Origin of the sequence: Massilia cellulosiltytica, assembly GCF_047325105.1 — a bacterium.
GTDB classification, from domain to species: domain Bacteria; phylum Pseudomonadota; class Gammaproteobacteria; order Burkholderiales; family Burkholderiaceae_D; genus Telluria; species Telluria orientalis.
Map to the genome: position 1 here is coordinate 1875779 of NZ_CP168562.1, position 24571 is coordinate 1900349.

A 24571-nucleotide genomic window follows, 5' to 3' on the forward strand; every position below is an offset into this window, starting at 1 on the left:
GCTTGGATTAACGTTTGGTGGGCGCCTCGTCTGGCGCTTGTGTTGCCGTACGCGTTCGACGGTTTTGTCCTGCTTTCGATTTTAAGAAGGGGCAGGATAGACTGTCGTCTTGAATGCTTAATCTCTTCGAGATTAAGCATTGGGTCCTCGTCCCTTCGGGACTGCGGGCGTATATCTCACAGCTCACTCACAATCACTACGCCTTCCGGCGCGACAAGCCGCAAAGCGGCGTGGTAAATCAGCTGGATGACGATCCCACCCACAGCCAGGCAAGCCCCGCAGATCAACAGTGGCGTGCGGTCACGCAGGAACAGCAGGCTAAAAAGGAACAGGAGGATCCCGCCGGCCACAGCAAGGCTGGTCAAGGGCACAAGCACACGCCCCACCAGTAACAAGGTCACGTAGAGGCTGTACTTGACCGTTCCGAGTACCGCCTTCCCAGCCACAACAGCTACCTTCTTCGAGACGCGCCTCATGTACTGCTCCTATCAACTTTGGTGGCTCATATCCCACGCTGATCACTTCATGACGTCATCGCTTAAACACCAACTCGGAAAGAGGGACGTTCAATGGAACGTCCGTCCCGTCGACGACAATCGACACGGTGGTCCCTGGAACGACCGTCGCGGGTTTGCCCTTGTACTGAACGATGATCCCGTCAGAAGGTCGGGCCTGCAGGGCAGCCGCAGCCATGCCTGATCGTCGGTCGCTACGCAAGATTTTTTCGTCATGACGAAATTGTGGCGTTGCTGCTGGCTCATCTGCTTCGACCAAAGGCAACTTTTCGTCATGACGAAATTGCGACGCCACCGCTGACGCGTCCGCTTCGACCGGATGCAACATTTCGTCATGACGAAATCCAGAGCCTGAAGATTCCGAACCTGCGCTTACATCGCCGTTGGAAGAGACAAATCTCCCATGCCGGAAGCTTTCCACCGCATCCTTGATGCCTTCACGTGTGATCTGCGTGATGTGCTGACACCATGCTTCGATCTCCACCGGGAATTCTTCCCACGCCTGGCGCAGGTCATACAGCGTCCGCGCCGACTTGACGCCATCGGCGTAAGCCTTGTTCACGCAAGCTGGCGCATCGAGGAGCGCCATATGTTCCGTGATGAAGTTCTGGTTCTTCTTCCGCATCCGCTGCGCGATCTCGCCCCTTGTATCCCCAGCATCGAGCCTGCTCTTGATGAAGAGGGCACGTGCACGCGTGCTGAGCCCAGTTCGAAGTTCGTTCTCGTTGAACTGGTCGTAGCTGTCGAACTTCTCATCTACAAACGCAGGAATCGTGGCGAACGCGTTATTGCACGCGGCCCGATAGCGACGCCGCCCATAGTTGATGATGTACTTGCCAAGGATGTTCGGATGAGGACGGACCGAGATCGGCGTCTTCACCCCGCGCTCCGCTACGTCTGCGTCGAGCTCTTTCTGGGCTTCGATAGCAGCTGGCTCGTTCTCGTCATCCGTGTTGCGAGGGTTTGCCGGATCCGGAATGATGTCGCCCAACGGCATCTCCTTGGGCTTACCTTCGTGTGCCAGGTCGGCCAGTCCGGTGAGGTTCAGGCGAGTGTTCATGTCTACACTCCTGTACGTTCCATTCGTTCCAACAAGATGTCGAAGATGGCGCGCATTTCTCGCCCCGCGTCGCGAGCTGCGCTCTTGATGCGCCCACGATTTTCTCCGGCGCCGCCGTCCTTCAGGCGCCAGACCGGCACCTGTGCGCCAGCAGCCTCGCGGTACGCCTGGCGGTCCATGATCGGCTTCGGGAACATGTACTGGTGATGAGATGCCAGCAGTTCCTTGAAGTCTTGCACCTGCGCGGGTTGGCGCGCATCGAATTCATTGGCGAGGATGCCGAAGTTGACCAGATTGGCATTGAAGTGCCGCTGGATGAACTTGATCCGCCTGATCACTTCAGCAGATACGTCAACGCTGAACGGATCGATTTTGCATGGCACGACCACGAAGTCGCTGACGGCAAGGAAGGCGTTGGCGATACGGCTGTTCGAGCCCGGTGTATCGAACGTCATGTAGTCCAAGTGCGGGGCCAGCTCCGCCAGCCGCGCACGCAGGTTCTCCAGCAACTGCGCATCGTCGAGTTCGGACTGTTCGACATCGCGCAGGCGCACCCTGTCGGTCGGGATCAGAACCAGCCGCGGGAACTCCTTTGGCAAAGGCAGTGGCTTGTCGGAGAAGAGATCGGCCGCATTAAACTCCGTGATCGCGTACGGTGCCATCGCCTTAGTCGCATTCCCCTGTTCGTCGGCATCGACAAGGGCTGAACGAAAACCCCTGTCAGCTACGTGGTGCGTAAAGTTGTAGCTGGTCGTGGTCTTGCCTGTGCCGCCTTTCTGGTTCGCTGGCATGAACTTCTTCATTTCAGCATCCGCCTTCTCGCGATGTCTGCCATTTCTTCGACGACGTCCGCTACGTTGTCCGGCAGCGCTACGTTGACCGCTCTCCAGCCTTCCGGCCGGCTTCCGAACTCCACATGCGTGCGCCATGCACGCGCCACCATCGCGCTGACACCCTGCACCGTGATTTGTAATTCGGCTGCGATATCCCGCTGCTTTACACCGTCCACTAGGACGCGGCGGATGTGCTCGATGTTTTGTTCCTTCTGACGCTCCAGGTGCGGTCGGATGAAATCGAACTCCGCTAGCGTCAATCGCTTTCGCACTGTCATTTGATCCTCCCCGATCACGCGGCTGTTTATTGCTCCGCTAGGTAAAAGGTACGCGTTAAGTCAACGCGAAACTCTGCGTTGGATTAAACCGGTGGCGAGGGGGCAGGGCTAATGTAGAGCGCATACCCATTGAGGATACCCATGACACATCGTCTTGTTGCCATCTTGTTGTTGTCGGCGGCGTTGCCGTCTGTGCAAGCGCAGCCTTTCTATCCAGTCATCACCAAGGCGGATCAAAAGGCTCGCGACGTGGATCGCCGGTTGATTCTGCAAACAGAACTTGCGACCGAACGGGAAGCGCTTGCGAAGGCGAAGCCCAAGTCGGATACAGCGGGGTCGACAGAAGAGGCAGACGCGATCCACCGGCACGAGGAAAACATCAAGGCGCTGGAGCGGGAACTTGAGTCCAGCGCAGTGCACGGTAGTGATGAATCGCCTCGGCGTGCCGTCGTCAAAGCGATTCGTCCAGCCGCACGTACCGCGAATCCCACCCGCATCCCTCAATTCTGGGACCCGTACAACCGGGCCACCGATTTCAACGCTTCATCAACCAGCCAAAGGAGTGAAAGCCATGAATAACAAGACTCAACCCGCACTTACGCTCGCCCTGTGCGTAGGCCTGCTGGCGCTGCAAGCTCCGCCTGCAATGGCGCAGTTCACGGGGGCCGGAACGCAGGCGACCAACTGGTTCGTACAGCTGCTGACGCCCATCGTGCCGCTTGCGGTTGCGATCGTCGGCATCCTGTGTCTCACCGGCCGGGTCAACTGGGGGTGGTTCGCAGGCGGTGTCCTTGGAACCGCTCTGTTCTTCGGCCGTGACCAGGTCGTGTCGCTGTTCCGCGGCTGGCTGGGAGCATGACATGGACCGCGAGGAGGGTATCGACGTCGACCCGCTCGCGGTGGCGCTCACCCGGCCGTCGACAATTCTCGGTGTTCCCTACGAAGCCTGCGTAATCAACATCCTTGTGTCGGTCGAGGCATTGTCCCTGACCGAGAACCTATTGTGGCTGCTGATGTGCGTTCCAGTTCATGGCATCTGCTATCTGATCACGCTGAACGATCCGCGATCCTTCGCGCTGTTGTTCCTATGGGCCCGCACTACGCTCGGCACGCTCATCGGGACGCGAAGGTATTGGCACGGGTCGTCATACAGTCCGCTGACTTTCCGCGAGCGCCTTGGTGCGGTCAAGCGGTGGCGCGTCAAACGACGCTTGAAATCGGAGGTTCCGGCATGATTACCTCGGCATCACGTACGGTCGCGATGCGGCGCGAAACACCAGTCGCACGATACGTGCCGTATCAAGGTCATCTCACACCGTCCATCATCGATACCAGCTCGCGCGAATGCCTCTGCGTGCTGCGTCTGGCAGGCGCTCCGTTCGAGTGTAGCGACGACGACGAGATCAACAACCGGCACACCCGCCTTAACCGGGTCATGATGAGCTTGGCGGACCCGCGCATCTCGGTCTGGCAGCACATTGTGCGCAGGCGGGAGAACCAGTATCCGGACGGCGTATTCCAGCCAGGCTATGCGCACGACCTCAATGAGCGCTACAAAGCTCGAATCGCCAGCGAAGACCTGATGCTCAACGAGCTGTACATGACAGTCGTGTTACGGCCGTTCCGAAGCAAAGCCCAAGGATTGTTCTCGGCACTTTTCTCCGCACGCACGCCGAAAGAAATCACACGGGCACGCACGGAACAGGTTGCGGAGCTTGAGCAGATCGTCACCGACCTCGTCGCATCGCTCGGCTTTTACGAGCCCGAGCGGCTAGCGGTGTATGAGCGGCGCGGCGCGCTGTTTTCGGAGCCTGCCGAGTTTTTTAATTTCCTCCTGACGGGAAAATGGGAGCCGGTACCTTATGCACCGGTCCCCCTCAGGTACCAGATAGGCGGAGCACGTCCTGTCTTTGGGAACGAAACTGTCGAAATACATGATGCGGACGTGAGCCGTTTCGGGGCCATGCTCGGGATTCAGTCTTATCCATCCGAGACTACGCCGGTATTCCTCGACGAATTGCTGACGCAGCCGGTCGAACTCGTGGTCACGCAGTCGTTCGAGTTCCAGGCGCAGGATACGGCACTTCGCAATATGCGAATGAAGACGAACCGTATGGAGAACGCGCGCGACGCAGCGCGATCGCAAGTCGACGAGATCCCCGATATCGCCGACGATCTGGCATCCCGCAGGACTGTCATGGGCAGCCATCACTACAACGTCTTCGTCAAGGCGGACACGCTGGATATGCTGGCTCGCGAGATTGCCGATGTACGCCGTGTTCTTGTAGATGCCGGCATCAAGCCGGCTCGCGAAGACCTGGCGCTCGAGGCGGCGTTCTGGGCGCAACTACCGGCCAACTTCGCAATGCGTCCACGTCTGTCGCCCATCAACAGCCGCAACCTCTGCGGCTTCTATCCGCTGCATAACTTTCCTGTTGGACGCCGTAAAGGCAACTACTGGGGCGATGCGATCGCAATGCTGATGACGGCAGCCGGCACACCGCATTATTTCAGCCTGCACGCATCGGACCCGCAGGCGCCGAACGGAGGCGGTAAGAAAGATGTGGGACATACGCTCCTGTTCGGACCGAATGGTTCGGGAAAGACAGCGACTGTTTGCTTTCTGTTGTCGATGATGCAGAAGTTCGACGTGACGTCGGTACTGTTCTCAAAGGATCGCGATACCGAAATCGCCGCCCGGTGTCTTGGTGCGAAAGTGCATCCTTTCAGGCTAAACGAGCCGACCGGCTTCGCGCCGTTCGTGCTGGATCCTGCCGTTCCTTCGAACGTACGGCATTTGCAGCTGCTCGTGCGAAAGCTGATGAGTCGTCCTGTGGTCACCGAAAGCGGGCTTGAAGTCGACACGAAGCCGCTGACAGTTCAGGACGAAAAAGACGTGGACAAGGCGATCGCCCAGGTCCTGGACATGGAGCCCGCTGCGCGCCGGCTTGGCCGGGTGCTCGATTTCCTTCCGAAAGGCGAACTGTACGAGCGCCTCGCGCGGTGGTGCTATTCGCGGGTAGAGGGGAGGGCAGATGGACCTCTGGCGTGGGTCTTCGATAATCCGGCTGCCACGATCGCCAACGAGCTCGGGAAGGCACGCACCACCGTATTCGATACCACCGCATTCCTCGACGACGCCGAACTCCGTGCGCCTATCGCGCTACATCTGTTTCATCTAACGGGGCAGCTGATCGATGGCAGGCGGCTGGCGGTCTTCTTTTCGGAGTTCTGGAAGTCGATGGGGGACAAACACTTTGCCGCATTCATCAAGGACCTTCTGAAGACCCTGCGCAAGAAGAACGGCCTGGTCGTATTGGATTCGCAATCTCCCAGCGACGCGCTGCGGCATCCGATGGCGCGCACACTGATCGAGCAGGTCGCAACGATGATCCTGTTCCCAAATCCGGGTGCCGACTACGCCGAGCACAGGGAAGGACTCGGATTGTCGGACAGAGAGTTCAACCTCATCAAGACGGACCTGCCTGAAGGCTCCGGAATGTTTTTGCTAAAGCAGGGGCGCCATTCGGTCGTGGCCCGGCTGCCGCTCGCCGGGATGGACGACGACCTGGCGATACTCTCCGCGCGCACCGCCAATCTCGAACTCATGGATCGCCTTATCGCCCAGTACGGGGAAGACCCCGACGCTTGGGCACCTCACTTCGACATCGAAAGGAAATCGGCATGAAGCTCCGTATCCTCGCCGGCGCGGCCGTGCTGGCCTGCGCGTCCGCACAGACCCACGCCCAGTTGGCTGTCATCGATCCCGCAGTGCTTTCGCAGGCGGTATTACAGGTCAAGGCATGGACCGATCAGTACAGGCAGATGGCCATGCAGATCGACAGCATCAATTACCAGATCAAGTCCATGACCGGCGACCGCGGCATGTCGCGGCTCCTGCCTGCGGCCGCGCCAGCGCTTCCGACGGATTGGGCGCGCTCGATGAGCGATCTTTCCTCGCTCGCTCAACAGATTCGACAAGCGCAGGCAGTGCTTCGGCCCGACCAGGCGGCACGGTTGGCTCCCGAGCTGCAACGCTTCCTGGCGCAGGCGCAGGATATATCCGCCGCCAACCAGGCGATGGCGCAAACAGCATTCAACGATGCGGCGGCACGCCAGGCGCGACTGCAGATTCTTACCGCCACGCTGGCGCGGACCGAGGATCCCAAAGCGGCGTACGACCTCGCCAACCGGATCGCCATCGAGCACGCGGAACTTGTCAAGGACCAGAACCAGCTGGAGGCCGCGGCGAACGGTGCCGCCGCCCAGGAGCGCGCCCAGCGCCTGATGATCAGCCAGATGCGCGCCGGCGCGGTCGGGACGTCGATCCCGCGCATCGAGACGCCGCTGCCATAAGCGTCGGACACCATCAACAATCGAAGGAGGCATTCATGAAAGCGACTCTCGCCATCGTATCGATCGCGGTCTTCATGTGCGGATGCGGACGCGAGCCTGCCGGGGCGATCCCGGAACTGGGGAATCGCGTGCTTACCGTGGACGAGTTCCTCGCCCAGCCGGCACTGCGCGACAAGGTGAGTGCGCTCTGCCGGAATGATCCCGGCCGGATGGGATTGACGCCGAATTGCGTCAACGTCCGGCGAGCCGACCACATCGCATCGATGGGGACTGCCGACAATCTCCATCTCGACCTGGCCCATTAGGAGGACCGATCATGGCCGCGCCAACCCTCTACCGCGACGGCATGAATTACATCAATGCCGTGTGCGAAGGCTATGTCGGCGAGAACGTTGTTGCGGTCGCCCGCGTGGTCGGCCCGTTCTTGACGGCGATGCTTGGCCTTTACGTCGCGCTGTGGGGATTCGCCAGTCTACGCGGCTTGATCCGGGAGCCCGTCAATGAATTCATCAACCGGGTCGTGAAGCTGGCGGCGATTCTCGGCATCGGATTCAACGTCGCGAACTACAACACGCTCATCACCAACACGTTCTTACGTGGCCCCGATGAGTTTGTAGCAGGCCTGGCGCGGAGTCCTGGCGGTGACGGCGTCATCAGTGGCCTGGATGCGATGCTCAACGACGGGCTGCTGCTGACGACGCGATTCTGGGCCAAAGCCGGAGTGCTCGATGGCGACTTTGGGATGTACTTGATTGCCGCGGCGGTCATTGTCATGACTATCGTCGTTACCGCTTATGCGTTCTTCTTGATGGCGTTATCGAAAGTCGTGCTCACGGCAGTGGTCGCGATCGGCCCTGTGTTTTTCATCGGATTACTGTTCGAGGCCACCTCAGGGTTCTTCAATTCCTGGCTGCGCCAGTTGGCGAACTACTTTCTCGTGCCGGTGCTGGTCGTCATGGTCAATCTGCTCGTCATGAAACTGTTCGCGAGTGCGGCCAGCGGGCCCGCTGCGATGAAGTCGAGCGCCGAAGTCGCGGAGGTCTTTCCATTTCTCACCATGGGCCTTGTATGTCTGCTCGCACTTGCTTCCGTACTCAGTATTGCTGCCGGCCTGGCTGGAGGCGTTTCTCTGTCTTCGTTTGGAATTGGGCGTTTGTTGGGCAAATTGCTGACCAAGGGGAGCTTCAAGTTAGGAAAAGAAGTCGGTGTACAAGGTACTCGCCACGTCGCGGCGGCGGGTAAAAAGGTCGCGCGTGGCGCCTGGAGCGCCTACAAGAACAGGAGCCGCAATTCGATTCGTCCGTCGAAAACCAAAACGAAATTGCTGACCTACAAACCGTGAGGAACAAATGCGCAAACTTTTGATTCTGCTGGCGACTGCCAGTGTACTCGGCGGGTGCGCGAGTGCTCCATTGCCGGGATGCGACGGAAGCGATCGTCGCCCGATCAACGTCCCGGCCAGTGCACAAGCCCAATACCCCAGCTGCAGCGCATCCGCATAAAGGAGCATGCAATGAAAAGCCGATCCAACGCAGATCAACTGGTCGAAGAGCTAGCCGCTACCCGTGCGCTGATCGACGCCCATGCCGACATCCAGAAGATGCTCGATCTGGCTGCGGACGAAGCCGACCGCCGCGCCCAGCAGAGCGAGACCTTGCGCCGGAATGCATGGCGCGTGGCTGGTACCTTCGGCGTCGTGGCCGTCATTTCCATCGTGGTGGCTGGCGGCGCGGTCGCGACGTCGATGCGTCCAGCGCCACCGCCGGAAATACTCGTGGTGGACAGAGCGAACGGTATCGTGCAGCCCCTGATTTCGCTGGCCGAATTCCAGATGGCGCCTGAAGAGGCGACCATACGCCGGAACGTCAACACGTTCGTTCTGGCCCGGGAAGGCTACAGCTACGAGCAGGCCGATATCCATTACTACACATCCGCCGCGTTCATGAGCCCACAGATGCAGACACAATGGGCCCAGAGGTGGGACAGATCGAATGCCGATTCGCCGCCGAACAGATACAAGAAGGAACGGAAAGTCCGCATCAAGGTCGGTGCGATCACGGTGCTCCGCAATGGCCTCGGGACTGCGATCGGAGCGCGTGCCAGCTTCACGCGAACCGAGATCGTGAACGACGTGGAGGATACGCCGACCGAGTGGATCGCCAATATGTCCTTTCACTGGGTGAACGTACCCACGAACGAACGCGACCGGCGCATCAATGACCTCGGCATGGAGATCACCGATTACACGGCCGACCGCGATCTCGGCGCTGCCGGACGGGCAGCTGCCGACCGCACGGCGGCACATACCGCTCCGCGTCAGACAGGGTCGCCCATGGCACTCGTGTCTCCGACCAGTGTCCAACAGGTGTCGCCATGAACAAGAAACTCGTATCCGGACTGTTCATGTTCGCGGCGGCGATGGTTGCACACGGCGCGCAGATTCCCGAAGCAGCCAAAAAGGATGTGCGCATCCGTTTCGCCACCTACGACCCCTATGACGTGGTGACGATCTACACCCGCGACGGACTGGAAACCCACATCGTCCTCGAGCCGGAAGAAAAGATCGTCGACATGACGGGCGGCGATGTCGACGCATGGGGCGTCGCGACCAAGTATTCCCGCGACGGACTGTTCATCAAGCCCGCGGGGCCGCTACCCGACGCGAACCTGCATGTGGTGACAACGAAGCGGACCTACACCTTCGACCTGAAACAGGCAAGGAAGGGCAAGGGCGAAGTCGGCTTCATGACGGTCTACTTCCGTTATCCCGCGTCCGAGCGTAGCGCCAGTGTTCGTGTCAGCGCTTCCGAGCAGGCACGCGCACTGCTGGACGTGCCTGCACCAGTCAGCAACCGTCGCTATTCCGTTCAGGGATCAAGCGATCTGGCTCCCGTGGAGGCATGGGACGACGGCAGGACGACGTTCCTGCGATTCCGCGCCAATGCCAGCATCCCTGCGGTGTATTCGGTTCGTAGTGGCGAGGACGCGCTTGAGCAGATGGAAAGCCCGGTCATGCAGGACGACGTCATGCAGATACCGGGCATGCACCGCAAGCTTGTGCTGCGCATCGGCCGCCAAATTGCCTGCGTGTTCAACGAAGGATTCGACCCAGACGAGCCGCGTCCGACTACCAGCACGGTATCACCCCTCGTCGATCGCGTCCTGAAAGGAGCTGCCAAATGAACTTGTTCAAACGCCGGCAGGATGAAGTGGATGCCGAGGACGAGAACAGCATCGAAGGCGAGCGCGTGCTGGGCTCGGTCAACAGAGGGATCTCGCTGCAAAACAGGTTAACCAATTGGGCGGTGATCATCGGTGCCTGTCTGCTCGCAGGTATCCTGCTCTACAAGTATTACGCGGGAATGTACAGGCATTACCAGGAGACCAAGGCGCCGGCGAAGGACGTGACCCGTACGCTGGCTACAACCACGTTGCCGCCCCTCTCGATGCCGGAACCCGCACCTGCAGAAGCACCGGTCGTTGCCAGCGCGGCCGACAAACTGCCCCCGCTCCAGGCATCGGCAGATCCGGCATCGTTTGCCAGCCCGGCGCACACCGCGACGTCTGCTGCCCATACATCCGCGTCGAGTCGTGTTGAACTCGTGCACGAGCGCCGCTTGAAGCGCGAAGTGCGCTTTAAGCTCGATGCCATCGATACGACGAAGGCCGCCGGTCCGGACGAAGTGCGGAAACCTCTAGAAGATGGCGCGACGGGTTCCGCGTCTCGTGCGGTCGCGACTGGCCCCATGCAGCCCGCCGGACATGCTCCGACACGCGCCTACATGCTGCCCGATCCGACGCTCATGATGACGCGCGGTAAAGTCATTCCGTGTACGGTCCTTCCGGCGATCGACACCACATTGACCGGGACCGTGTCTTGCGTGACTGCCGTGGATGCGACAGGCGCCGACAACAAGGTGTCGCTCATGGACCGCGGCACGTATTGCGTCGGTGAGCAGGGCGGTGGTGTCACGCATGGACAACGACGTGTCGGGATCATCTGGCAGCGGTGTGAGACGCCTCAACACGTGATGGTGCCGCTCGGTGCCGATGCAGCGGACTCGCTGGGACGCCCCGGGATTCCGGGAATGGTCGATAACCATTTCTGGGATCGCTTCGGTGCCGCCATCGCCCTCAGTCTGATCATCGACGTCGGCCCATACCTGGTCGCCACGGCGCAACGCGGAAATGGCAATACCACGATTGCATTTCCCGCGATGACTGGTCCGCAAGAGGTCATGTCCGAGGTATTGAAAAGTACGTTGGACATTCGGCCGACCATCACTGCCCGGCAAGCCAGCGAGGTATTGATCTACCTCGCCGGCGACATCGACTTCCGCGACGTGTACGCGCTGGAAAGGAAGCAGCCATGAACGATACCGCGATCGCCGTGGACGACGTGTCCACGCTGGCCCTACATCTGCGCCCGATTTCGGCCCATCTAGACGACGAGAGCGTCACCGAGATCGTCATCAACCGCCCTGGCGAGGTGCTTCTGGAGCGTTCGGACGGCTGGGAGGTCGTCAAGAACGCGGCCATTTCCCACCAGTGGTGCGACGGGCTCGCAATGCTGCTGCGGAATCGCGCTAACCAGGACCTCGTGGAAGACTGGCCGCTGCTCGGTGCGCAATTGCCTGGAGGCTTACGTGTACAGGTCGTCATTCCACCGGCAATCGAAGCCGGCAAGGTCTCGTTTACGACGCGGCGTCCGATCAGCAAGTCGCTGTCGATGAAAGAAATCGTCGACGGCGGCGCGTTCGAGAATACACGGTGCGAACAGTCCCTGTTGCTTACGCCGGACGAGCGAGCGCGTATCGAAGCGTCGCTCCCGGATAAGGAGCGAGAAATGCTCGACCTGTTTCGAAGACGCCAATGGGATGCGTTTTTTCGGGCGTCAGTCGAAGGCCGGAAGAACTTCGTCTCGTCAGGTGCCACTGGTTCCGGAAAGACCACCCTCGGTAATGCGCTGGCGGCGATGATTCCGAAGGATGAACGCATTATCACCGTCGAGGACGTGGCAGAAATGCGCCTGCCCCATCTCAACCAGGTCAACCTGTTTTATCCGAAGGGAGCCAACGGCGTATCGACGCTGAAACCGCGCGACCTGCTCGAGGCCACGCTGCGCATGCGTCCGGACAGGGTGCTGCTGGCTGAACTGCGGGGCGACGAGACGTTTTTCTTCATCCAGAACGTCCTCAACTCCGGGCACCCGGGAACAATCACGACGGTCCACGCAACACGGGCGAAGCTGGCGTTCCGCCGCCTCGCTCTCATGATCAAGGGAAGCGCGGAAGGGGCGGGACTCGATCTCGACGATATCTACGCGAACCTGTATGCGCTCGTTGACGTTGTCGTCCAGATGGAACGCCTGTCGGGAGGCCGTCGCATAGCCGCCGAGGTTTATTACGATCCTGCGTTCGCGGCGCGCCAGCTGGGGTAGGGGGCCGCGATGCTCATTACCCCTATCGACAGTCCCCGCCTGAAGGCCTTGGCCTTCTCCGCCATGCTGATCGGCGCGGTGCTGACCACCCTCTATCTCGCAAGCTACCTGTTCCTGGTGCGGCTCGCGAACCCTTTGCTTCCGCCGGCGGCCGCGACGCCGATGACGGTGCTGCGTTACTGGCAGCAGTATGGAGCCGATCCGTACACGCGCCACTGGCTGATCGGCTGCCTCATCGCTGGCGCCAGCCCGGCGGCGGCCGCCGCGATCGCATTGTTCCGGCCCGTGAGCCGCTCGCTGCACGGCGATGCCCGCTTCGCTACCAAGCGTGAGGTCGCCCGCGCGGGCCTGTTCGGGGAGACTGGCATCATCCTCGGCAGGTGGGGGCGGCGCTACCTGGTGCTTGGCCGCCAGCTGGCAGCGATCGTCATCGCACCTCCGCGGTCGGGCAAAGGCGCGGGTCTCGTGCAGCCGAACGCGCTTTCCTGGCTCGGGAGTATCGTCGTCAACGACGTGCGCAAGGAGTGTTACCGGATCACCGCAGGTTTTCGCAGCCTGTTTTCGGAAGTCCACCTGTTCGATCCGTTGTCGCGCAAAGGTGTGACGGCCCAGTGGAATCCGATCTCGAAATACTACGTTCCCGACGATCCTCCACTGCGCGTAAGCGCGTTGCAGAAACTTGCGAACCAGCTGTCTCCCGATCCGGCCTCGGGCGATCCGTTCTGGCCGGCGTCGTGCCGCGATCTGTTCCTCGGTATGGGCCTGTACGTGATCGAAACGCCGTCGCTGCCGCGCACGCTGGGCGAGATGGTGCGCCAGATCATGCATGGCGCGGACGATTCCGTGAGCGATCACTGGAAAAGGATCATTCGCGAACGCGACAAGTCGGATAACCCGCTGTCGTCGACCTGCAAGCGGATGCTCTACGACTTCATTGCCCTGAGCCCACAAACGCAGTCGTCGGTACGGAAGACGTTCACCGCGAAGCTGCAGTTGTGGACCGACCCGCTCGTGGATGCCGCCACCAGCGCTGATTCCTTTAATTTCTACGACCTTCGCCGCAAGCGTCTCTCGATCTACCTCGGCGTCAATCCCGGAGACCTGGACCGCCTGTCCCTGCTGATGAATCTCTTCTTCACGCAGATGCTGGACGCGAACATGGACAAGATGCCGGAGGACGATCCGACCATCCGGCACGAGCTGCTGCCGATCATGGACGAGCTGGCCGCGCTCGGCCGCATGCCCATCATCGAGAAGAGCATCCAGCTGATGGGCGGCTACGGTATCCGTCCGCTGCTGATTGCGCATTCCGTTCCCCAGCTGCGCGCGGTTTATGGCCCGGATCACACCAAGAACATTATCGCCTGTTGCGGCGCGCGCGTCGTGTATGCACCGAACGACAGCGACTACGCCACCGACATCTCTCGCGAACTCGGCACGTTCACAGCGGACAGCACGTCGGACTCGCGTCCCGCCATGAGTGTGCGTCCAGGCAGCGTGACCAAGTCGAAGACGGCACGCGCACTCCTCAATCCGCAAGAAGTGAAGATGATGGGCGTGAACAACGAGATCGTGTTCGTCGAACACTGCCTGCCGATCTTCTGCCGCAAGATCTGGTACTGGCAGCGCCCCGTATTCCTGCGTCGTGCCAATCGTCCGTTGCCGGAGATGGCGCCGATCGAAATCGAGATGCCGGAAGCACCGCCGCTGCTGCTCGACAAGGACGACGCACCTGCTGGCAAAGCCAAGGCTCCGCGCGACATTACACCGCAGGACGTACCGAAGCTTGGCAAACTGAAGCTGACGGATTACGCGATGGATTTCAAAGATGTCCAACTACCGAAAGGAGAAAAGCTGACTGGCGAGGATCTGCAAAAAGTTTTCGATTCCTTCATCCGCGAAGTTGAAGCGGCAACCTGACAGGAGCAAACATGAGTATCGAAGACAAAGAGGAACGTACACCACCTCCAACGGATAATCTTGTACCGCAGGGCTCGAAAGACAATGGAAGTGGAAGCGCAACGACTGAAACCACGCAAGGAAGTGATGGAGCGGACGCCATACCAAAAGCTGCAAAAAGGCGGACATCCAAAAGCAAGGAAGCTGGCATCGGCGACACCGCTCGACAAATGGATACGGCTGTCAAACCGGCACGAAAGACACGTGCTGCAGCGAAAGTGACCGACGCGGCGGAACTGCCGGCATCGGCGCCGTCGGAACCAAAACGTACTCGGCGCCGGGCATCGCCGAGCAAGGACGTAAAACTGGACGTGGCGCAGCCGGCGTCGCATCGGGCTGACGTCCCTCCCGTTACCGAAGAAGCGATCGCGTTTCTCGCCAATTCCGACGCGAAGGTGCCAGAACTGTTCAAACTCCAACCGGAGAGCCGTGAATTCGTCCTGTATCACATGTCGAACCTGCAGCGGCTGGATGCGGACATCGCGGCGGGGCGCAGCTATCTGGTCGCGCACATGCCGAAGTTCAGTCCCGAGTTCGAGAAGACTGCCGATGCGCTGCTTGCGAAGCTGGCGCACTCCCGCACGGCATCGATAACGGCAACGCCCAAAGCCGATAAATCGACGTTGACTAGATCTCCGCATTTTTATGGGCCGCGTCAGGTGACCGAAGTCGTCCAGGTACGGACGCCTGCCCCGGTCGCAGAGCTCAAGAACCGTGAAAGCGAGGTTGAAAACACGATCGAGCGTGGTCCCGTCCTGAAGCTCGACAAGCCACCTGCGATCGACGTTGCGGCGCCGACGCCGGCATCCGCTGCTGAAAGCAAGTCTTTGCCGGGCTTCGGTAAAAAGGTTTTACAGGTCATGGGTAACACAGCCGACGTCGCCGGCGCATGGCTACACAGTAAAGCAAAACAGGCCGAGACTTCGAGGATGGCGGAGCCATCTCCAGACTCAGTCAAGCAGCCCGTGCCTCTTGAAGGTAGTGCTCGCGTCGTTCCGGCCAGCGTGGCTCGGCGTTTTCTCAAGGTAGAGGCGGAATACTACTTTCCAGATAAGTCGCCGGCGTTTAGTGATCGCGGGGACAAGCTGGCGACACGCGGCGCCCATCCGGAAGTGGTTCGCTCGCTGGTTGAAATCGCCCAGGCACGCGGCTGGACGAGCATCACGGTCAAGGGTACTGACGAATTCCGGCGTAGCGCCTGGATGGAAGCGGCTCAGGCTGGGATGAAAGTCGCGGGATATCGGCCTACGGCTCTGGATTTGGCCGAGCTGGCGAATCGCCCCGCGAGAAACGCGGTCGAGAAAGGGCGCCAACGAGACCTGGACAAGGTGCCGGCTGCCCCCGCCGCTAGGCAACCGGATACGGGCGCAGACCAGCCACCAGTATGGCAGCTTGACAGTGTAGCGACGAAATCGAGCGAGTCTCCACTGCTGAAAGCGGATCTGGTCGCGAAGGCATCCGCATTCGAAAAGGACAAGCCATCGTTCGTGCTGAAAAACCATCCCGAACTCGCGCCTGCATACGGCGTCGTCGACGTAGCTAGGAAATTTGCCGAAGCTCACTTGCCGGAGGAGGCGCGCGAGGAGTTCGTCGGTCTCGCCAGACGGCATGTCATACAAAAGATCGTTACGGGCGAGTCCGTAAAAGGCCCAAAGATCTATGTCGCCCACGCGAGAAGCAGGCCGGCTCCCGAGCAAACGTCGGCAGTAGCGAAAGAGGCGATTGATCAAGGCGAGTCACCTCGAGCGAAAGAGGTAGCGAAGGAGAGATAGCGCTCGCCGTCTCGTTTCATCCGCTGCAGATCGACCCACCTCCACCTTGGAGTGTGGGTATTCGCTTCATTCGCCACATCTCGACAGCCATGGCCGGCAACGTACTAGGAGACTTGAAATGTTATCGTGGGACGATGAGCAGTCGGAAGCGCAGGTCAGCAGTTCACGTGTGAACGCGGACGACAAGCGCATCATCAACGCCAAGACCGACGTCAACCAGCTGGTCCCGTTCAAATATAAATGGGCGTGGGACAAATACCTGGCCGGCTGCGCGAACCACTGGATGCCGCAGGAAGTGAACATGCAGCGCGACATCGAGCTGTGGAAGAACCCGAACGGCCTGACCGAAGACGAGCGCCGCATCGTCAAGCGCAACCTCGGCTTCTTCGTGACCGCCGACTCGCTGGCCGCCAACAACATCGTGCTGGGCACCTACCGCCACATCATGGCGCCGGAATGCCGCCAGTACCTGCTGCGCCAGGCATTCGAAGAGGCCATCCACACCCACGCCTACCAGTACATCGTGGAATCGCTGGGCCTGGACGAGCGCGAAATCTTCAATGCCTACAACGAGATCCCGTCGATCCGCGACAAGGACCAGTTCCTGATCCCGTTCATCGAAGTCATCAACGACCCGACGTTCCACACCGGCACGCTGGAAAACGACCAGAAGCTGCTGCGTTCGATCATCGTGTTTGCTTGCCTGATGGAAGGCCTGTTCTTCTACGTCGGCTTCACGCAGATCCTCGCGCTGGGCCGCCAGAACAAGATGACGGGTGCGGCCGAGCAGTACCAGTACATCCTGCGCGACGAATCGATGCACTGCAACTTCGGTATCGACCTGATCAACACGATCAAGATGGAAAACCCGCAGCTGTGGACGCCGGAGTTCCGCGAAGAGATCAAGGGCCTGTTCCTGCAGGCCGTCGACCTGGAATACCGTTACGCCGAAGACACGATGCCGCGCGGCGTGCTGGGTCTGAACGCAGCCATGTTCAAGGGCTACCTGCGCTTCATCGCCAACCGCCGCGCCGTCCAGATCGGCCTGGATGCGCTGCTCCCGCACGAGGAAAACCCGTTCCCGTGGATGAGCGAGATGATCGACCTGAAGAAGGAGCGCAACTTCTTCGAGACCCGCGTGACCGAGTACCAGACCGGCGGCGCGCTGAGCTGGGACGCGTGACCTGAAAAGTCGCATGCATAATTGTCTGGCATTTGAAGGCGTGCCCCGAGATGATCGAACTCGTTTTGCCGTCGACGAAAGCCTACCGGCACAAGCGTTTAGGGGAATCGAGGGGTTAGAAAAATATCAGGACAATATACCTGTCCCGCAAGGTAAATTCGGAACTGCGATGGGATAGAAGTACTGCGAGCGCCGATGCAGTTTGGGGCGAGGCTCGGCGATATGAGCAAGCTATCCGAACTGCTGCTAAACATCGTGATCAAGCCCACGTAAGACCCTGAAAGCGCGGACACCAGGGAGAGTTGCGCTGCTGTCTGATCGGCGTGCATGGCTCATGTTCCCGAATAGGACTGAGCCCGAAACACGCTAGGCAATGTGGAAATCGCGCTGACACCAACTGAGCTAAGTCAACCTTTGCGCGTTCACATACTCGGCCAACTGGCTCGTTCGCGCGTCGCGCATTACGTGGCGACGTGCCGTCAACGACGTTGCCTAAGAAATCGGTCAGCGCAATGGGCGTTCGACCAGACCTCGTTCAGCGATTCTCTCGTCGATAAAGGAGTACCGAGCGGTCGATCCGCGGCACGCGGGTTCCCGAAGCATTGGGACCCATCCTGACGAACTGCCGCGCCGGCGTGTTCGAATAACTCACGTGTATGGGGCGGTCCTTACCGTAGAAGTAGAGCCGGTCGAAAGGCGTGTGGGCGGCCACCCATAAGGCCACTTCTTCCATGTCCTCGTCGGTGACCACGAAGTCGCAGGCCGCGCCCAAGCGTTCGCAAATCGGCTTGCCGCGACGATTCAACTCATGACCCGCATGCTGATCCAAAGTGGGAGCGATCCGCCCGGGGATCGCCCGGGCCAACTCGGCCGAGCAAAAGCCGTAGCTCAGCTCGATCATGCCGAAGTACTCGATGACCGGATCCAGGATGAAAGCGGCCAACTCGTACAAGGCCGTGTAGCTGTCGGGCTGGCGTGGCAGATTCGGCAGCTTTGTGCGCCGCTGCGTCTCGCCGCACTCGATGAGGTGGCGATACGTCAAAAAGCGACCGCAGGCCGCGTCGAGCGCTGGCGCGTCCTGGCTGCGCACGAGGCGATAGCCATCGATCCGCCAGCGACGCGTTTCGAGGCTGGCGAAGAAGTCCGCCGCGTCGGGTTCCGCGCCAGCTGGCGGCATCAAACCCAAGCGCTCGCACTGTGCTTCGAACTCGAGTTGCTCCGGATAATGGGCGCATTCCTCGTTGATGAAGCGCGACTTGGCGTACAAGATCGGGGAAGGGTACGCGGCGCTCCCGTAATCGAACAGGTCCAGGTCGAGCTCCTTGAGCTTGACCTTGACGCGCTGGCGCAGCCGCGGCAACGGACTGGCATCGAAGTCTTCAAAACTGAGAAGCGTCACCTTGCCGGAGCGGACGTGGATCTTGACGAGGTCGAAGTCCGCGATGTCCCCGACCAGCACGGTCGCGCAGGCGATATAAATACGCAGTAGAGCGGGAAGCTTCGGCACGAGCTGGGTATGCAATTGCAAGGAATGGCTGTCTTCCAGCCAACCCAGGCCGCGTTCGCTCGCCTCGACGCATGCGGCGTGCAGGTGTTCAGGCCGGCTCAGCTCGCCCAGTGAACGCTTGGCAGCGTCCCGCAAGGCTTGGTAATCGCCGAAATGATGACGAATGTCGCGCTGCAAGCCGACCTCCAGATCCCGATAAGGCTGGCGCTTCCCGAACTGCTGGAGCGCCGCGAAGACGATCAGATCCTGCTGTTTTTGGCGCGCGGCACGCTCCCGTGGCGCGTCATCGAATGCGCTGGTCGCGATCCGGCACAGTGTCGACCACGCGCCACCTGCACTGAGCTGCTCGACCAACTCGGGAGCGAGCTCGTCCGGCAACGGCGGTCGGCCGACTTCGACATGAGCGAGCCACAGTGCGTGCAGCTGTGTCTGGTGGGACGCGATGAACGCCGCTTCGCGACCGGGTTTGGGTTCGCGCTCGCGTCGTGGAGCCGGCGCCCGCGCCACCTGCGCCATGCGCAGCCACGTGCCCTGCAGGGCGTGCGCAGCCCTCGCACCATAACGGCGCCGTAAAAAGCGCTGCTCCAGACCTTTATCCTTGAACACGAAAAAGACCCCTGGGCCGACCGCGATGGCCGATTCGTCGAGCACGTGCTCGATGAAGTCGCGCAGTTGCACTTGCGTAAAATACTTTTGGAAGGTGTTGCGCGACGTGAGATAGCCATCGCCATGCACGCGTCCATCCGGCGGCTGTTGGCTCGCCAGCATCGCGGCGACGGCCAGCACGCCGTCGGCGCAAGCATAGGCGCGATGCAGCGCCTCGGCCCGCTCGTCGAGGGAATCGATGACGTTGACGACAAAACCCAGGTTGACGGTATCGGCGGTGCGTACGCCGGCGTCCGGGCAATAGTGCGGATCCCAGCCGCTCGCATCGATGCCGTTGGCGCGCAGAGTGCGCACGTCGTCACCCTTGCCGCAGCCATAGTCGAAAAACGTGCGCTCCGAACCGATCAAGCCATGGCGCCACAAGGCTTGCACCGGCGCGGACAGATTCGTGCGCGACAGGGCCGTCAGGTGGCGCTGGATCGGCCCGGCCAGCACCGCCGTGGGCGCGACGTCCTGAACGTCCTCGACGTTCGCGATCGGGATGAATTCATCGCCCTGCAGCGCGTAGCCCCGCGAGGCAATACGCGCCAGCCATTGTTCGCGAAATCCGATGCGACTCGGATCGTCGAACAAACCCAGTGCCTCCGCCGTCCGCGTCAGCGCCGCATAGCCAGGAATCCGCGGATCGTCGGGAGACAGCAACAATTCCTTGCGGTGCAGGACCGGCGGATTGCGCGAGTCCGCGTAGTCGCGATACACCACGGTGGCGGTGACGACGTTGACGCGCCAGCTCTTGCTTAAGGTGGGAAAAGGGACGGCGTCGAAATCCTCGTAGGCCAGCAAGGACAACTGCTCGCCGAGCGCGTGCATTTTGACGACGTTGAAGTGCTCGCCCGGCGTGACGCGCGCGAGCGTTGCAGCGTGTTCGATGCGCGCACGCAGCGCATCGGGCCAAGCGGCCAGCGCGGTGACGTGGCCGTACACGTGATCAGCGACACGCTTACCGACCGCCCCTTGTAACGGCTCTGGCATGAGCTCCCCCAACCGGCATCGAACCGGAACGGGCGCGTCCGTCCGTAGTCACGCCCTGTTGCAATGGAAGCATCGATTGTAGCCTAAGGTGGCGCCGGGAAGGCGGTTCTCACTCCACGATGGCCCCCCATGCGACGCCGGGCCTCGCCAGCGATGCGCTACATCATGCGGCGCAACACCTCGCATACATGCGGCCAGTCGACGGCAGGGGTCAGGTGGCACCACGACAAGCGCAGGGCGGAGTCGATGCGTCCCGGTTCCAGTCCCATCGCGACCAGCACGTGACTTGGATCGTAGCTCGTCGAGGTACAAGCGGAGCCGTTCGACAAGGCGAGGATGCCCTTGAGCGCGACCATCGCCGCTTCCGAATTCAAGCCCGGCAGCGACACGTTCAAGACGTGCGGCAGACAGTGCTCCTGGTCGCCATTGACCTGCCCACCAAGTCGGGCCATCGCCGTCAGCACACCGTCACGAAACGCTACGCACGCCGCTTGGCGCTGGGTGTGGTCACGCAAGGCGAGCTGCGCCGCCACGCCGAACCCGGCGATCAAATGCACGGCTTGCGTGCCGGGGCGCAAGCCGCGTTCTTGGCCGCCGCCAAACATCAAGGGCGACAGGGGTGCGCGCTGACCGTTGCGCCGACGGCTGATGAGCGCGCCGATCCCCTTCGGACCAAAGATCTTGTGGGCTGATACGCTGATCAGGTCGATGCGTGGGCTCTGTAATGGGGCGATGAGCTTGCCAAAGGTCTGCGCGGCGTCGACGTGCAGCCAGACCGCGTCCGGCAAACCGGCAGTGATGTCCTCGACCGGTTGCACGATCCCAGTCTCGTTGTTCGCGTGCATGACGCTGACCAGCAGGGTGTCCGGTCGGACGGCATTGAGCACGGCTTGCGCGTCGATCCGGCCCGATTGGTCGGGATCGATCAAGGTCACCTCGAAACCCTGCTCGACTAGATGTTCGAGCGGTTCGAGCACAGCCTTGTGTTCGATGCTGGTAGAGACGATGTGACGCCGTGTTGCGCCTTCCCGACTCGCCGCCAGGCCGAGCAACACAATATTGTTGCTTTCCGTAGCGCCACTCGTGAAAATGACGTCGTCGCGCCGCGCGCCGACCACTGCAGCCACGTGCTCACGCGCACGCTCGACAGCTTGCTTCGCGCGTACGCCAAACTCATGGGTGCGGCTACCCGCGTTCCCATACTCTTCCGCCAAGTACCGCATCATCAAATCCATTACCTCAGATTCGACCGGTGTGGTGGCATTACAATCAAGGTACGTGGCCATAGTTTGTGTATTTTTGAGTTGATGTTTGTGTTATAGTAGCACAAACATCAACCGACCTATCATGAACGGCGCTTTCGAATACGTTTTCCCGTCCATCAAAGGGGTCCAATCTGGACGCGAGTACTTCGTGTCTATGTGCCCCTTACGCTTGATTCCCAAGATTTTCTTGTTCGACGACGACGAGCTCAATCCCGAACTGCGTGCCCAACGCACGCTCAACAAGGGACGCGTGCCTGAGATCGCCGAGTACATTCTGGGGAACAGGCAGAGTTATACGTTCTCGGCCATTACAGCGTCGATCGACGGCGACGTACGCTTCGTACCCGCGATCGGCACCACGCACGGCAGCCTGCTCGGGACCTTGCACGTCAACATGCAGTCGCGTTTCATCATCAATGACGGTCAGCATCGCCGCGCGGCGATCGAGATGGCCTTGAAGTCTGAACCGGGACTCGGCGACGAGACCATCGCCGTCGTGTTCTTCGTGGACCGGGGCCTGGAGCGCTGCCAGCAGATGTTCGCGGACTTGAATCGCTACGCGATCCGTCCCAGCCGCTCGCTTGGGCTGCTGTATGACCACCGTGACCAACGTTCCCAACTCACCAAGCTGATCGTATTGAGATCGAAGTTCTTCTGCGACATGGTTGAGATGGAAAGAAACACCTTGTCGGAACGCTCCCGTAAGCTGTTCACCCTGAGCGCGATCTATTCGGCGAACTCGGCTCTGCTGGACGGGATCGACACGTCGAACACCGACGAGACCGCGCAGCTATGCGCCGACTACTGGGACACGGTCAGCGGTCACATCCCGGAATGGCAGAGGGTGAAGGAATCGCGCTTGAGCGCGGGTGACGTGCGTCGCGATTTCATTCACTCGCATTCGGTGGCCTTACAAGCCATCGGCGCAGTCGGCAACCACGTGCTACGCCAGCCGAGGACGGTGTGGAACGACACACTCAGCCCGCTCAGCAAACTTGACTGGTCGCGTTCGAACGCGCGGACCTGGGAAGGGCGGGCGATGGTGGGAGGAACGATTTCGAAGGCCTCGAACAACGTGGCGCTGACCATCAATCAACTCAAGAAACATCTGAATATTCCTTTGGGGCCGGACGAACAACGCACCGAGGATGCCTTCCTGCGAGGACAACATGGAAAGTAACAAACCGGCATCCGTTTCGGCCTTCGCCGAACTTGGCTTCAGGGCGACCGTCAGCGAACGGATGGAGGTCGTCAAAAAACTGTACCTGGACGATCCCATTCCCTGGGTGATCGGCTACAGCGGCGGCAAGGACTCGACGGCGACGCTGCAGCTGGTGTGGAACGCGCTGCGTCAGCTCGCGCCTGAGCAATTGCACAAGGACGTGCATGTGATCAGCACCGATACCCTCGTCGAAAACCCAATCGTCGCGCAGTGGGTCGCGCACTCGCTCGATGTCATGCGCGCGGCCGCCGTGCAACAAGGGCTACCGATCAGACCGCATCGCTTGACGCCCGAAGTGAAGGACCGCTTCTGGGTCAACCTGGTCGGCAAGGGCTATCCGGCGCCGCGCCCGAAGTTTCGCTGGTGCACCAGCCGCTTGAAGATCAGCCCCTCGAACAATTTTATTCAGCAGCTCGAGCAGCAGAATGGCGAGGCGATCGTCGTGCTGGGCACCCGCAAGGCGGAAAGCGCGTCGCGCGCTGCGTCGATGAGGCGTCACGAGGGCAGCACCCGTCAATGGCTCAACCGCAACGGGCAGCTCGATCGCAGCTGGGTCTTCACGCCGATCGAGGATTGGGTCAACGACGACGTCTGGATCTACCTGATGCAGGAAAAGAATCCCTGGGGCTTCGACAACCACGAGCTCCTCGGGATGTACCAGGGCGCCACGGCCGACGGGGAATGCCCATTGGTCGTCGATTCCACGACGCCCAGCTGTGGCGACAGCCGCTTCGGCTGTTATGTGTGCACGATGGTGTCCCAGGACAAGTCGATGGAGGCCATGATCCAGAACGATGGCGAAAAGGCATGGATGTCGCCGCTGCTGGAATTGCGTAACAAGAAGCTCCTGACGACCAAGGATCGGCACCTGCGTGAGTTCCGCCGCATCGACGGCCGCCTGACGCTCATGGAAGTGGGCAAGGAGGGCCCAGACGTGCAGCGCGGCGCCGACGGCAAGCTCTATCAGCTCGTGCATGGTCCTTACAAGCAGACCTACCGTGAGGAGCTGTTGCGCGGCTTGCTGGAGGCGCAAAAACAGGTCGACGAGAAGGCCCCGGACGACATCCGGTTTGACTTGTTCACGATCGAGGATCTGCAAGAGATCCGCCGGATCTGGCTGTTCGAGAAGCATGAGATCGAGGACAGCGTACCGCGCATCTATGAGGAAGTCATGGGCAAGGCCTATCCGGCTCCGCCTCTGGACGAGAGCCAGGTCTTCAATGCCGGGGACATCGACGTCCTGCGCGAGATCACCGCGTCGAAGGACGACCCGGACCAATTGCACTTCCACCTGGTGCGCCAGTTGTTGGCCGTCGAGGGCAAGTACCAACACGCGGCGCGCCGCGCCGGCCTCTTCGACGAACTCAACGAGGTCCTGGAAAGCCAGGCGTTCAATGACGAGCTGGAAGCCTTGGATTTCGCCATCGACAAGACCCTCAGCGTCGAGAAAGCCAAGGAAAAAACCGTACATGGCTTCGTCAAACGCGTGATTCCGATCACGCCCGTCGACGAAGCGGATGTCGAGCTCACCGAGGAACCGTAA

22 protein-coding genes are annotated in these 24571 nt (G+C 60.7%); 16 read left to right on the top strand and 6 right to left on the bottom strand.

Annotated features, from left to right (window positions below):
• Positions 1–176: 176 nt before the first annotated feature.
• Genes ACEN9H_RS08470 through ACEN9H_RS08485 form a run of 4 tightly spaced genes read right to left on the bottom strand, consistent with a single transcriptional unit; the run spans position 177 to position 2686 of the window.
• Positions 177–476: a hypothetical protein gene (locus ACEN9H_RS08470; protein ID WP_413674383.1), complete on the bottom strand. Its 300-nt coding sequence runs from the start codon at positions 474–476 to the stop codon at positions 177–179.
• Positions 477–531: 55 nt separating this feature from the next.
• The gene (locus ACEN9H_RS08475) at positions 532–1575 is read right to left on the bottom strand and encodes a ParB/RepB/Spo0J family partition protein (protein ID WP_413674384.1); all 1044 of its coding nucleotides are present in this window, start codon (positions 1573–1575) and stop codon (positions 532–534) included.
• Between the two features lie 2 nt (positions 1576–1577).
• Positions 1578–2378, bottom strand: coding sequence for a ParA family protein (locus ACEN9H_RS08480; RefSeq protein ID WP_413674385.1), 801 nt, complete (start codon positions 2376–2378; stop codon positions 1578–1580).
• The gene (locus tag ACEN9H_RS08485; protein WP_413674386.1) at positions 2375–2686 is read right to left on the bottom strand and encodes a TrfB-related DNA-binding protein; all 312 of its coding nucleotides are present in this window, start codon (positions 2684–2686) and stop codon (positions 2375–2377) included. Before ACEN9H_RS08485 ends, ACEN9H_RS08480 begins: the two co-directional genes overlap by 4 nt.
• 141 nt (positions 2687–2827) lie before the next feature.
• Between ACEN9H_RS08485 and ACEN9H_RS08490 the strand changes: the two genes are divergently transcribed.
• From ACEN9H_RS08490 to ACEN9H_RS08555, 14 genes are all read left to right on the top strand, one after another.
• A complete protein-coding gene (locus ACEN9H_RS08490; RefSeq protein ID WP_413674387.1) occupies positions 2828–3265 on the top strand; it encodes a hypothetical protein in 438 nt (145 codons plus the stop codon).
• Positions 3258–3545 (top strand): TrbC/VirB2 family protein, encoded by a 288-nt coding sequence (locus tag ACEN9H_RS08495; RefSeq protein WP_413674388.1) that lies wholly within the window; start codon positions 3258–3260, stop codon positions 3543–3545. The genes ACEN9H_RS08490 and ACEN9H_RS08495 overlap by 8 nt, the downstream gene beginning before the upstream one ends.
• Position 3546: 1 nt before the next feature.
• Positions 3547–3921 (top strand): type IV secretion system protein VirB3, encoded by a 375-nt coding sequence (locus ACEN9H_RS08500; protein ID WP_413674389.1) that lies wholly within the window; start codon positions 3547–3549, stop codon positions 3919–3921.
• Positions 3918–6374 carry a VirB4 family type IV secretion/conjugal transfer ATPase gene (locus tag ACEN9H_RS08505; protein WP_413674390.1) on the top strand — a complete coding sequence of 819 codons (2457 nt, stop codon included), beginning with the start codon at positions 3918–3920 and terminating at the stop codon, positions 6372–6374. Before ACEN9H_RS08500 ends, ACEN9H_RS08505 begins: the two co-directional genes overlap by 4 nt.
• Positions 6371–7042: a type IV secretion system protein gene (locus tag ACEN9H_RS08510; RefSeq protein WP_413674391.1), complete on the top strand. Its 672-nt coding sequence runs from the start codon at positions 6371–6373 to the stop codon at positions 7040–7042. The genes ACEN9H_RS08505 and ACEN9H_RS08510 overlap by 4 nt, the downstream gene beginning before the upstream one ends.
• A gap of 35 nt (positions 7043–7077) precedes the next feature.
• Positions 7078–7347 carry an EexN family lipoprotein gene (locus ACEN9H_RS08515; RefSeq protein ID WP_413674392.1) on the top strand — a complete coding sequence of 90 codons (270 nt, stop codon included), beginning with the start codon at positions 7078–7080 and terminating at the stop codon, positions 7345–7347.
• A gap of 11 nt (positions 7348–7358) precedes the next feature.
• Complete coding sequence (locus ACEN9H_RS08520; protein ID WP_413674393.1) at positions 7359–8384, top strand: type IV secretion system protein; 1026 nt, start codon at positions 7359–7361, stop codon at positions 8382–8384.
• Between the two features lie 171 nt (positions 8385–8555).
• Complete coding sequence (locus tag ACEN9H_RS08525; protein ID WP_413674394.1) at positions 8556–9419, top strand: VirB8/TrbF family protein; 864 nt, start codon at positions 8556–8558, stop codon at positions 9417–9419.
• Positions 9416–10225 carry a TrbG/VirB9 family P-type conjugative transfer protein gene (locus tag ACEN9H_RS08530; RefSeq protein WP_413674395.1) on the top strand — a complete coding sequence of 270 codons (810 nt, stop codon included), beginning with the start codon at positions 9416–9418 and terminating at the stop codon, positions 10223–10225. Before ACEN9H_RS08525 ends, ACEN9H_RS08530 begins: the two co-directional genes overlap by 4 nt.
• Positions 10222–11415, top strand: a complete 1194-nt coding sequence (locus ACEN9H_RS08535; RefSeq protein WP_413674396.1) for a TrbI/VirB10 family protein — start codon at positions 10222–10224, stop codon at positions 11413–11415. Before ACEN9H_RS08530 ends, ACEN9H_RS08535 begins: the two co-directional genes overlap by 4 nt.
• Positions 11412–12482, top strand: coding sequence for a P-type DNA transfer ATPase VirB11 (gene virB11 / locus ACEN9H_RS08540; RefSeq protein WP_413674397.1), 1071 nt, complete (start codon positions 11412–11414; stop codon positions 12480–12482). Before ACEN9H_RS08535 ends, virB11 begins: the two co-directional genes overlap by 4 nt.
• Positions 12483–12491: 9 nt before the next feature.
• Positions 12492–14402 (top strand): type IV secretory system conjugative DNA transfer family protein, encoded by a 1911-nt coding sequence (locus ACEN9H_RS08545; RefSeq protein ID WP_413674398.1) that lies wholly within the window; start codon positions 12492–12494, stop codon positions 14400–14402.
• A gap of 11 nt (positions 14403–14413) precedes the next feature.
• Entirely contained in the window at positions 14414–16213 is a 1800-nt protein-coding gene (locus tag ACEN9H_RS08550) for an LPD7 domain-containing protein (protein ID WP_413674399.1), read from the top strand.
• A gap of 118 nt (positions 16214–16331) precedes the next feature.
• Positions 16332–17396, top strand: a complete 1065-nt coding sequence (locus ACEN9H_RS08555; RefSeq protein WP_413674400.1) for a ribonucleotide-diphosphate reductase subunit beta — start codon at positions 16332–16334, stop codon at positions 17394–17396.
• Between the two features lie 535 nt (positions 17397–17931).
• On the opposite strand, the gene ACEN9H_RS08560 is transcribed toward ACEN9H_RS08555, so the two are convergent.
• Together ACEN9H_RS08560 and dndA are read right to left on the bottom strand one after the other, a co-directional pair.
• The gene (locus ACEN9H_RS08560) at positions 17932–20541 is read right to left on the bottom strand and encodes a DNA phosphorothioation-associated putative methyltransferase (RefSeq protein WP_413674401.1); all 2610 of its coding nucleotides are present in this window, start codon (positions 20539–20541) and stop codon (positions 17932–17934) included.
• A gap of 158 nt (positions 20542–20699) precedes the next feature.
• Positions 20700–21827 carry a cysteine desulfurase DndA gene (dndA, locus tag ACEN9H_RS08565; protein WP_413674402.1) on the bottom strand — a complete coding sequence of 376 codons (1128 nt, stop codon included), beginning with the start codon at positions 21825–21827 and terminating at the stop codon, positions 20700–20702.
• 61 nt (positions 21828–21888) lie between these two features.
• Here dndA and dndB point away from each other — a divergent pair, with 61 nt between their 5' ends.
• Entirely contained in the window at positions 21889–22986 is a 1098-nt protein-coding gene (gene dndB, locus ACEN9H_RS08570) for a DNA sulfur modification protein DndB (RefSeq protein ID WP_413674403.1), read from the top strand.
• On the top strand, positions 22976–24571 hold the full coding sequence (gene dndC, locus ACEN9H_RS08575; RefSeq protein WP_413674404.1) for a DNA phosphorothioation system sulfurtransferase DndC: 1596 nt from the start codon (positions 22976–22978) through the stop codon (positions 24569–24571). Before dndB ends, dndC begins: the two co-directional genes overlap by 11 nt.

Coding starts and splice junctions, on each gene's coding strand:
- ACEN9H_RS08480 (WP_413674385.1), bottom strand. CDS start 2,378: ATGAAGAAGTTCATGCCAGCGAACCAGAAAGGCGGCACAGGCAAGACC.
- ACEN9H_RS08555 (WP_413674400.1), top strand. CDS start 16,332: ATGTTATCGTGGGACGATGAGCAGTCGGAAGCGCAGGTCAGCAGTTCA.
- ACEN9H_RS08545 (WP_413674398.1), top strand. CDS start 12,492: ATGCTCATTACCCCTATCGACAGTCCCCGCCTGAAGGCCTTGGCCTTC.
- ACEN9H_RS08505 (WP_413674390.1), top strand. CDS start 3,918: ATGATTACCTCGGCATCACGTACGGTCGCGATGCGGCGCGAAACACCA.
- dndA (WP_413674402.1), bottom strand. CDS start 21,827: ATGGCCACGTACCTTGATTGTAATGCCACCACACCGGTCGAATCTGAG.
- dndC (WP_413674404.1), top strand. CDS start 22,976: ATGGAAAGTAACAAACCGGCATCCGTTTCGGCCTTCGCCGAACTTGGC.
- ACEN9H_RS08530 (WP_413674395.1), top strand. CDS start 9,416: ATGAACAAGAAACTCGTATCCGGACTGTTCATGTTCGCGGCGGCGATG.
- ACEN9H_RS08550 (WP_413674399.1), top strand. CDS start 14,414: ATGAGTATCGAAGACAAAGAGGAACGTACACCACCTCCAACGGATAAT.
- ACEN9H_RS08520 (WP_413674393.1), top strand. CDS start 7,359: ATGGCCGCGCCAACCCTCTACCGCGACGGCATGAATTACATCAATGCC.
- dndB (WP_413674403.1), top strand. CDS start 21,889: ATGAACGGCGCTTTCGAATACGTTTTCCCGTCCATCAAAGGGGTCCAA.
- ACEN9H_RS08470 (WP_413674383.1), bottom strand. CDS start 476: ATGAGGCGCGTCTCGAAGAAGGTAGCTGTTGTGGCTGGGAAGGCGGTA.
- ACEN9H_RS08535 (WP_413674396.1), top strand. CDS start 10,222: ATGAACTTGTTCAAACGCCGGCAGGATGAAGTGGATGCCGAGGACGAG.
- ACEN9H_RS08495 (WP_413674388.1), top strand. CDS start 3,258: ATGAATAACAAGACTCAACCCGCACTTACGCTCGCCCTGTGCGTAGGC.
- ACEN9H_RS08475 (WP_413674384.1), bottom strand. CDS start 1,575: ATGAACACTCGCCTGAACCTCACCGGACTGGCCGACCTGGCACACGAA.
- ACEN9H_RS08500 (WP_413674389.1), top strand. CDS start 3,547: ATGGACCGCGAGGAGGGTATCGACGTCGACCCGCTCGCGGTGGCGCTC.
- ACEN9H_RS08560 (WP_413674401.1), bottom strand. CDS start 20,541: ATGCCAGAGCCGTTACAAGGGGCGGTCGGTAAGCGTGTCGCTGATCAC.
- ACEN9H_RS08515 (WP_413674392.1), top strand. CDS start 7,078: ATGAAAGCGACTCTCGCCATCGTATCGATCGCGGTCTTCATGTGCGGA.
- ACEN9H_RS08525 (WP_413674394.1), top strand. CDS start 8,556: ATGAAAAGCCGATCCAACGCAGATCAACTGGTCGAAGAGCTAGCCGCT.
- ACEN9H_RS08490 (WP_413674387.1), top strand. CDS start 2,828: ATGACACATCGTCTTGTTGCCATCTTGTTGTTGTCGGCGGCGTTGCCG.
- ACEN9H_RS08510 (WP_413674391.1), top strand. CDS start 6,371: ATGAAGCTCCGTATCCTCGCCGGCGCGGCCGTGCTGGCCTGCGCGTCC.
- ACEN9H_RS08485 (WP_413674386.1), bottom strand. CDS start 2,686: ATGACAGTGCGAAAGCGATTGACGCTAGCGGAGTTCGATTTCATCCGA.
- virB11 (WP_413674397.1), top strand. CDS start 11,412: ATGAACGATACCGCGATCGCCGTGGACGACGTGTCCACGCTGGCCCTA.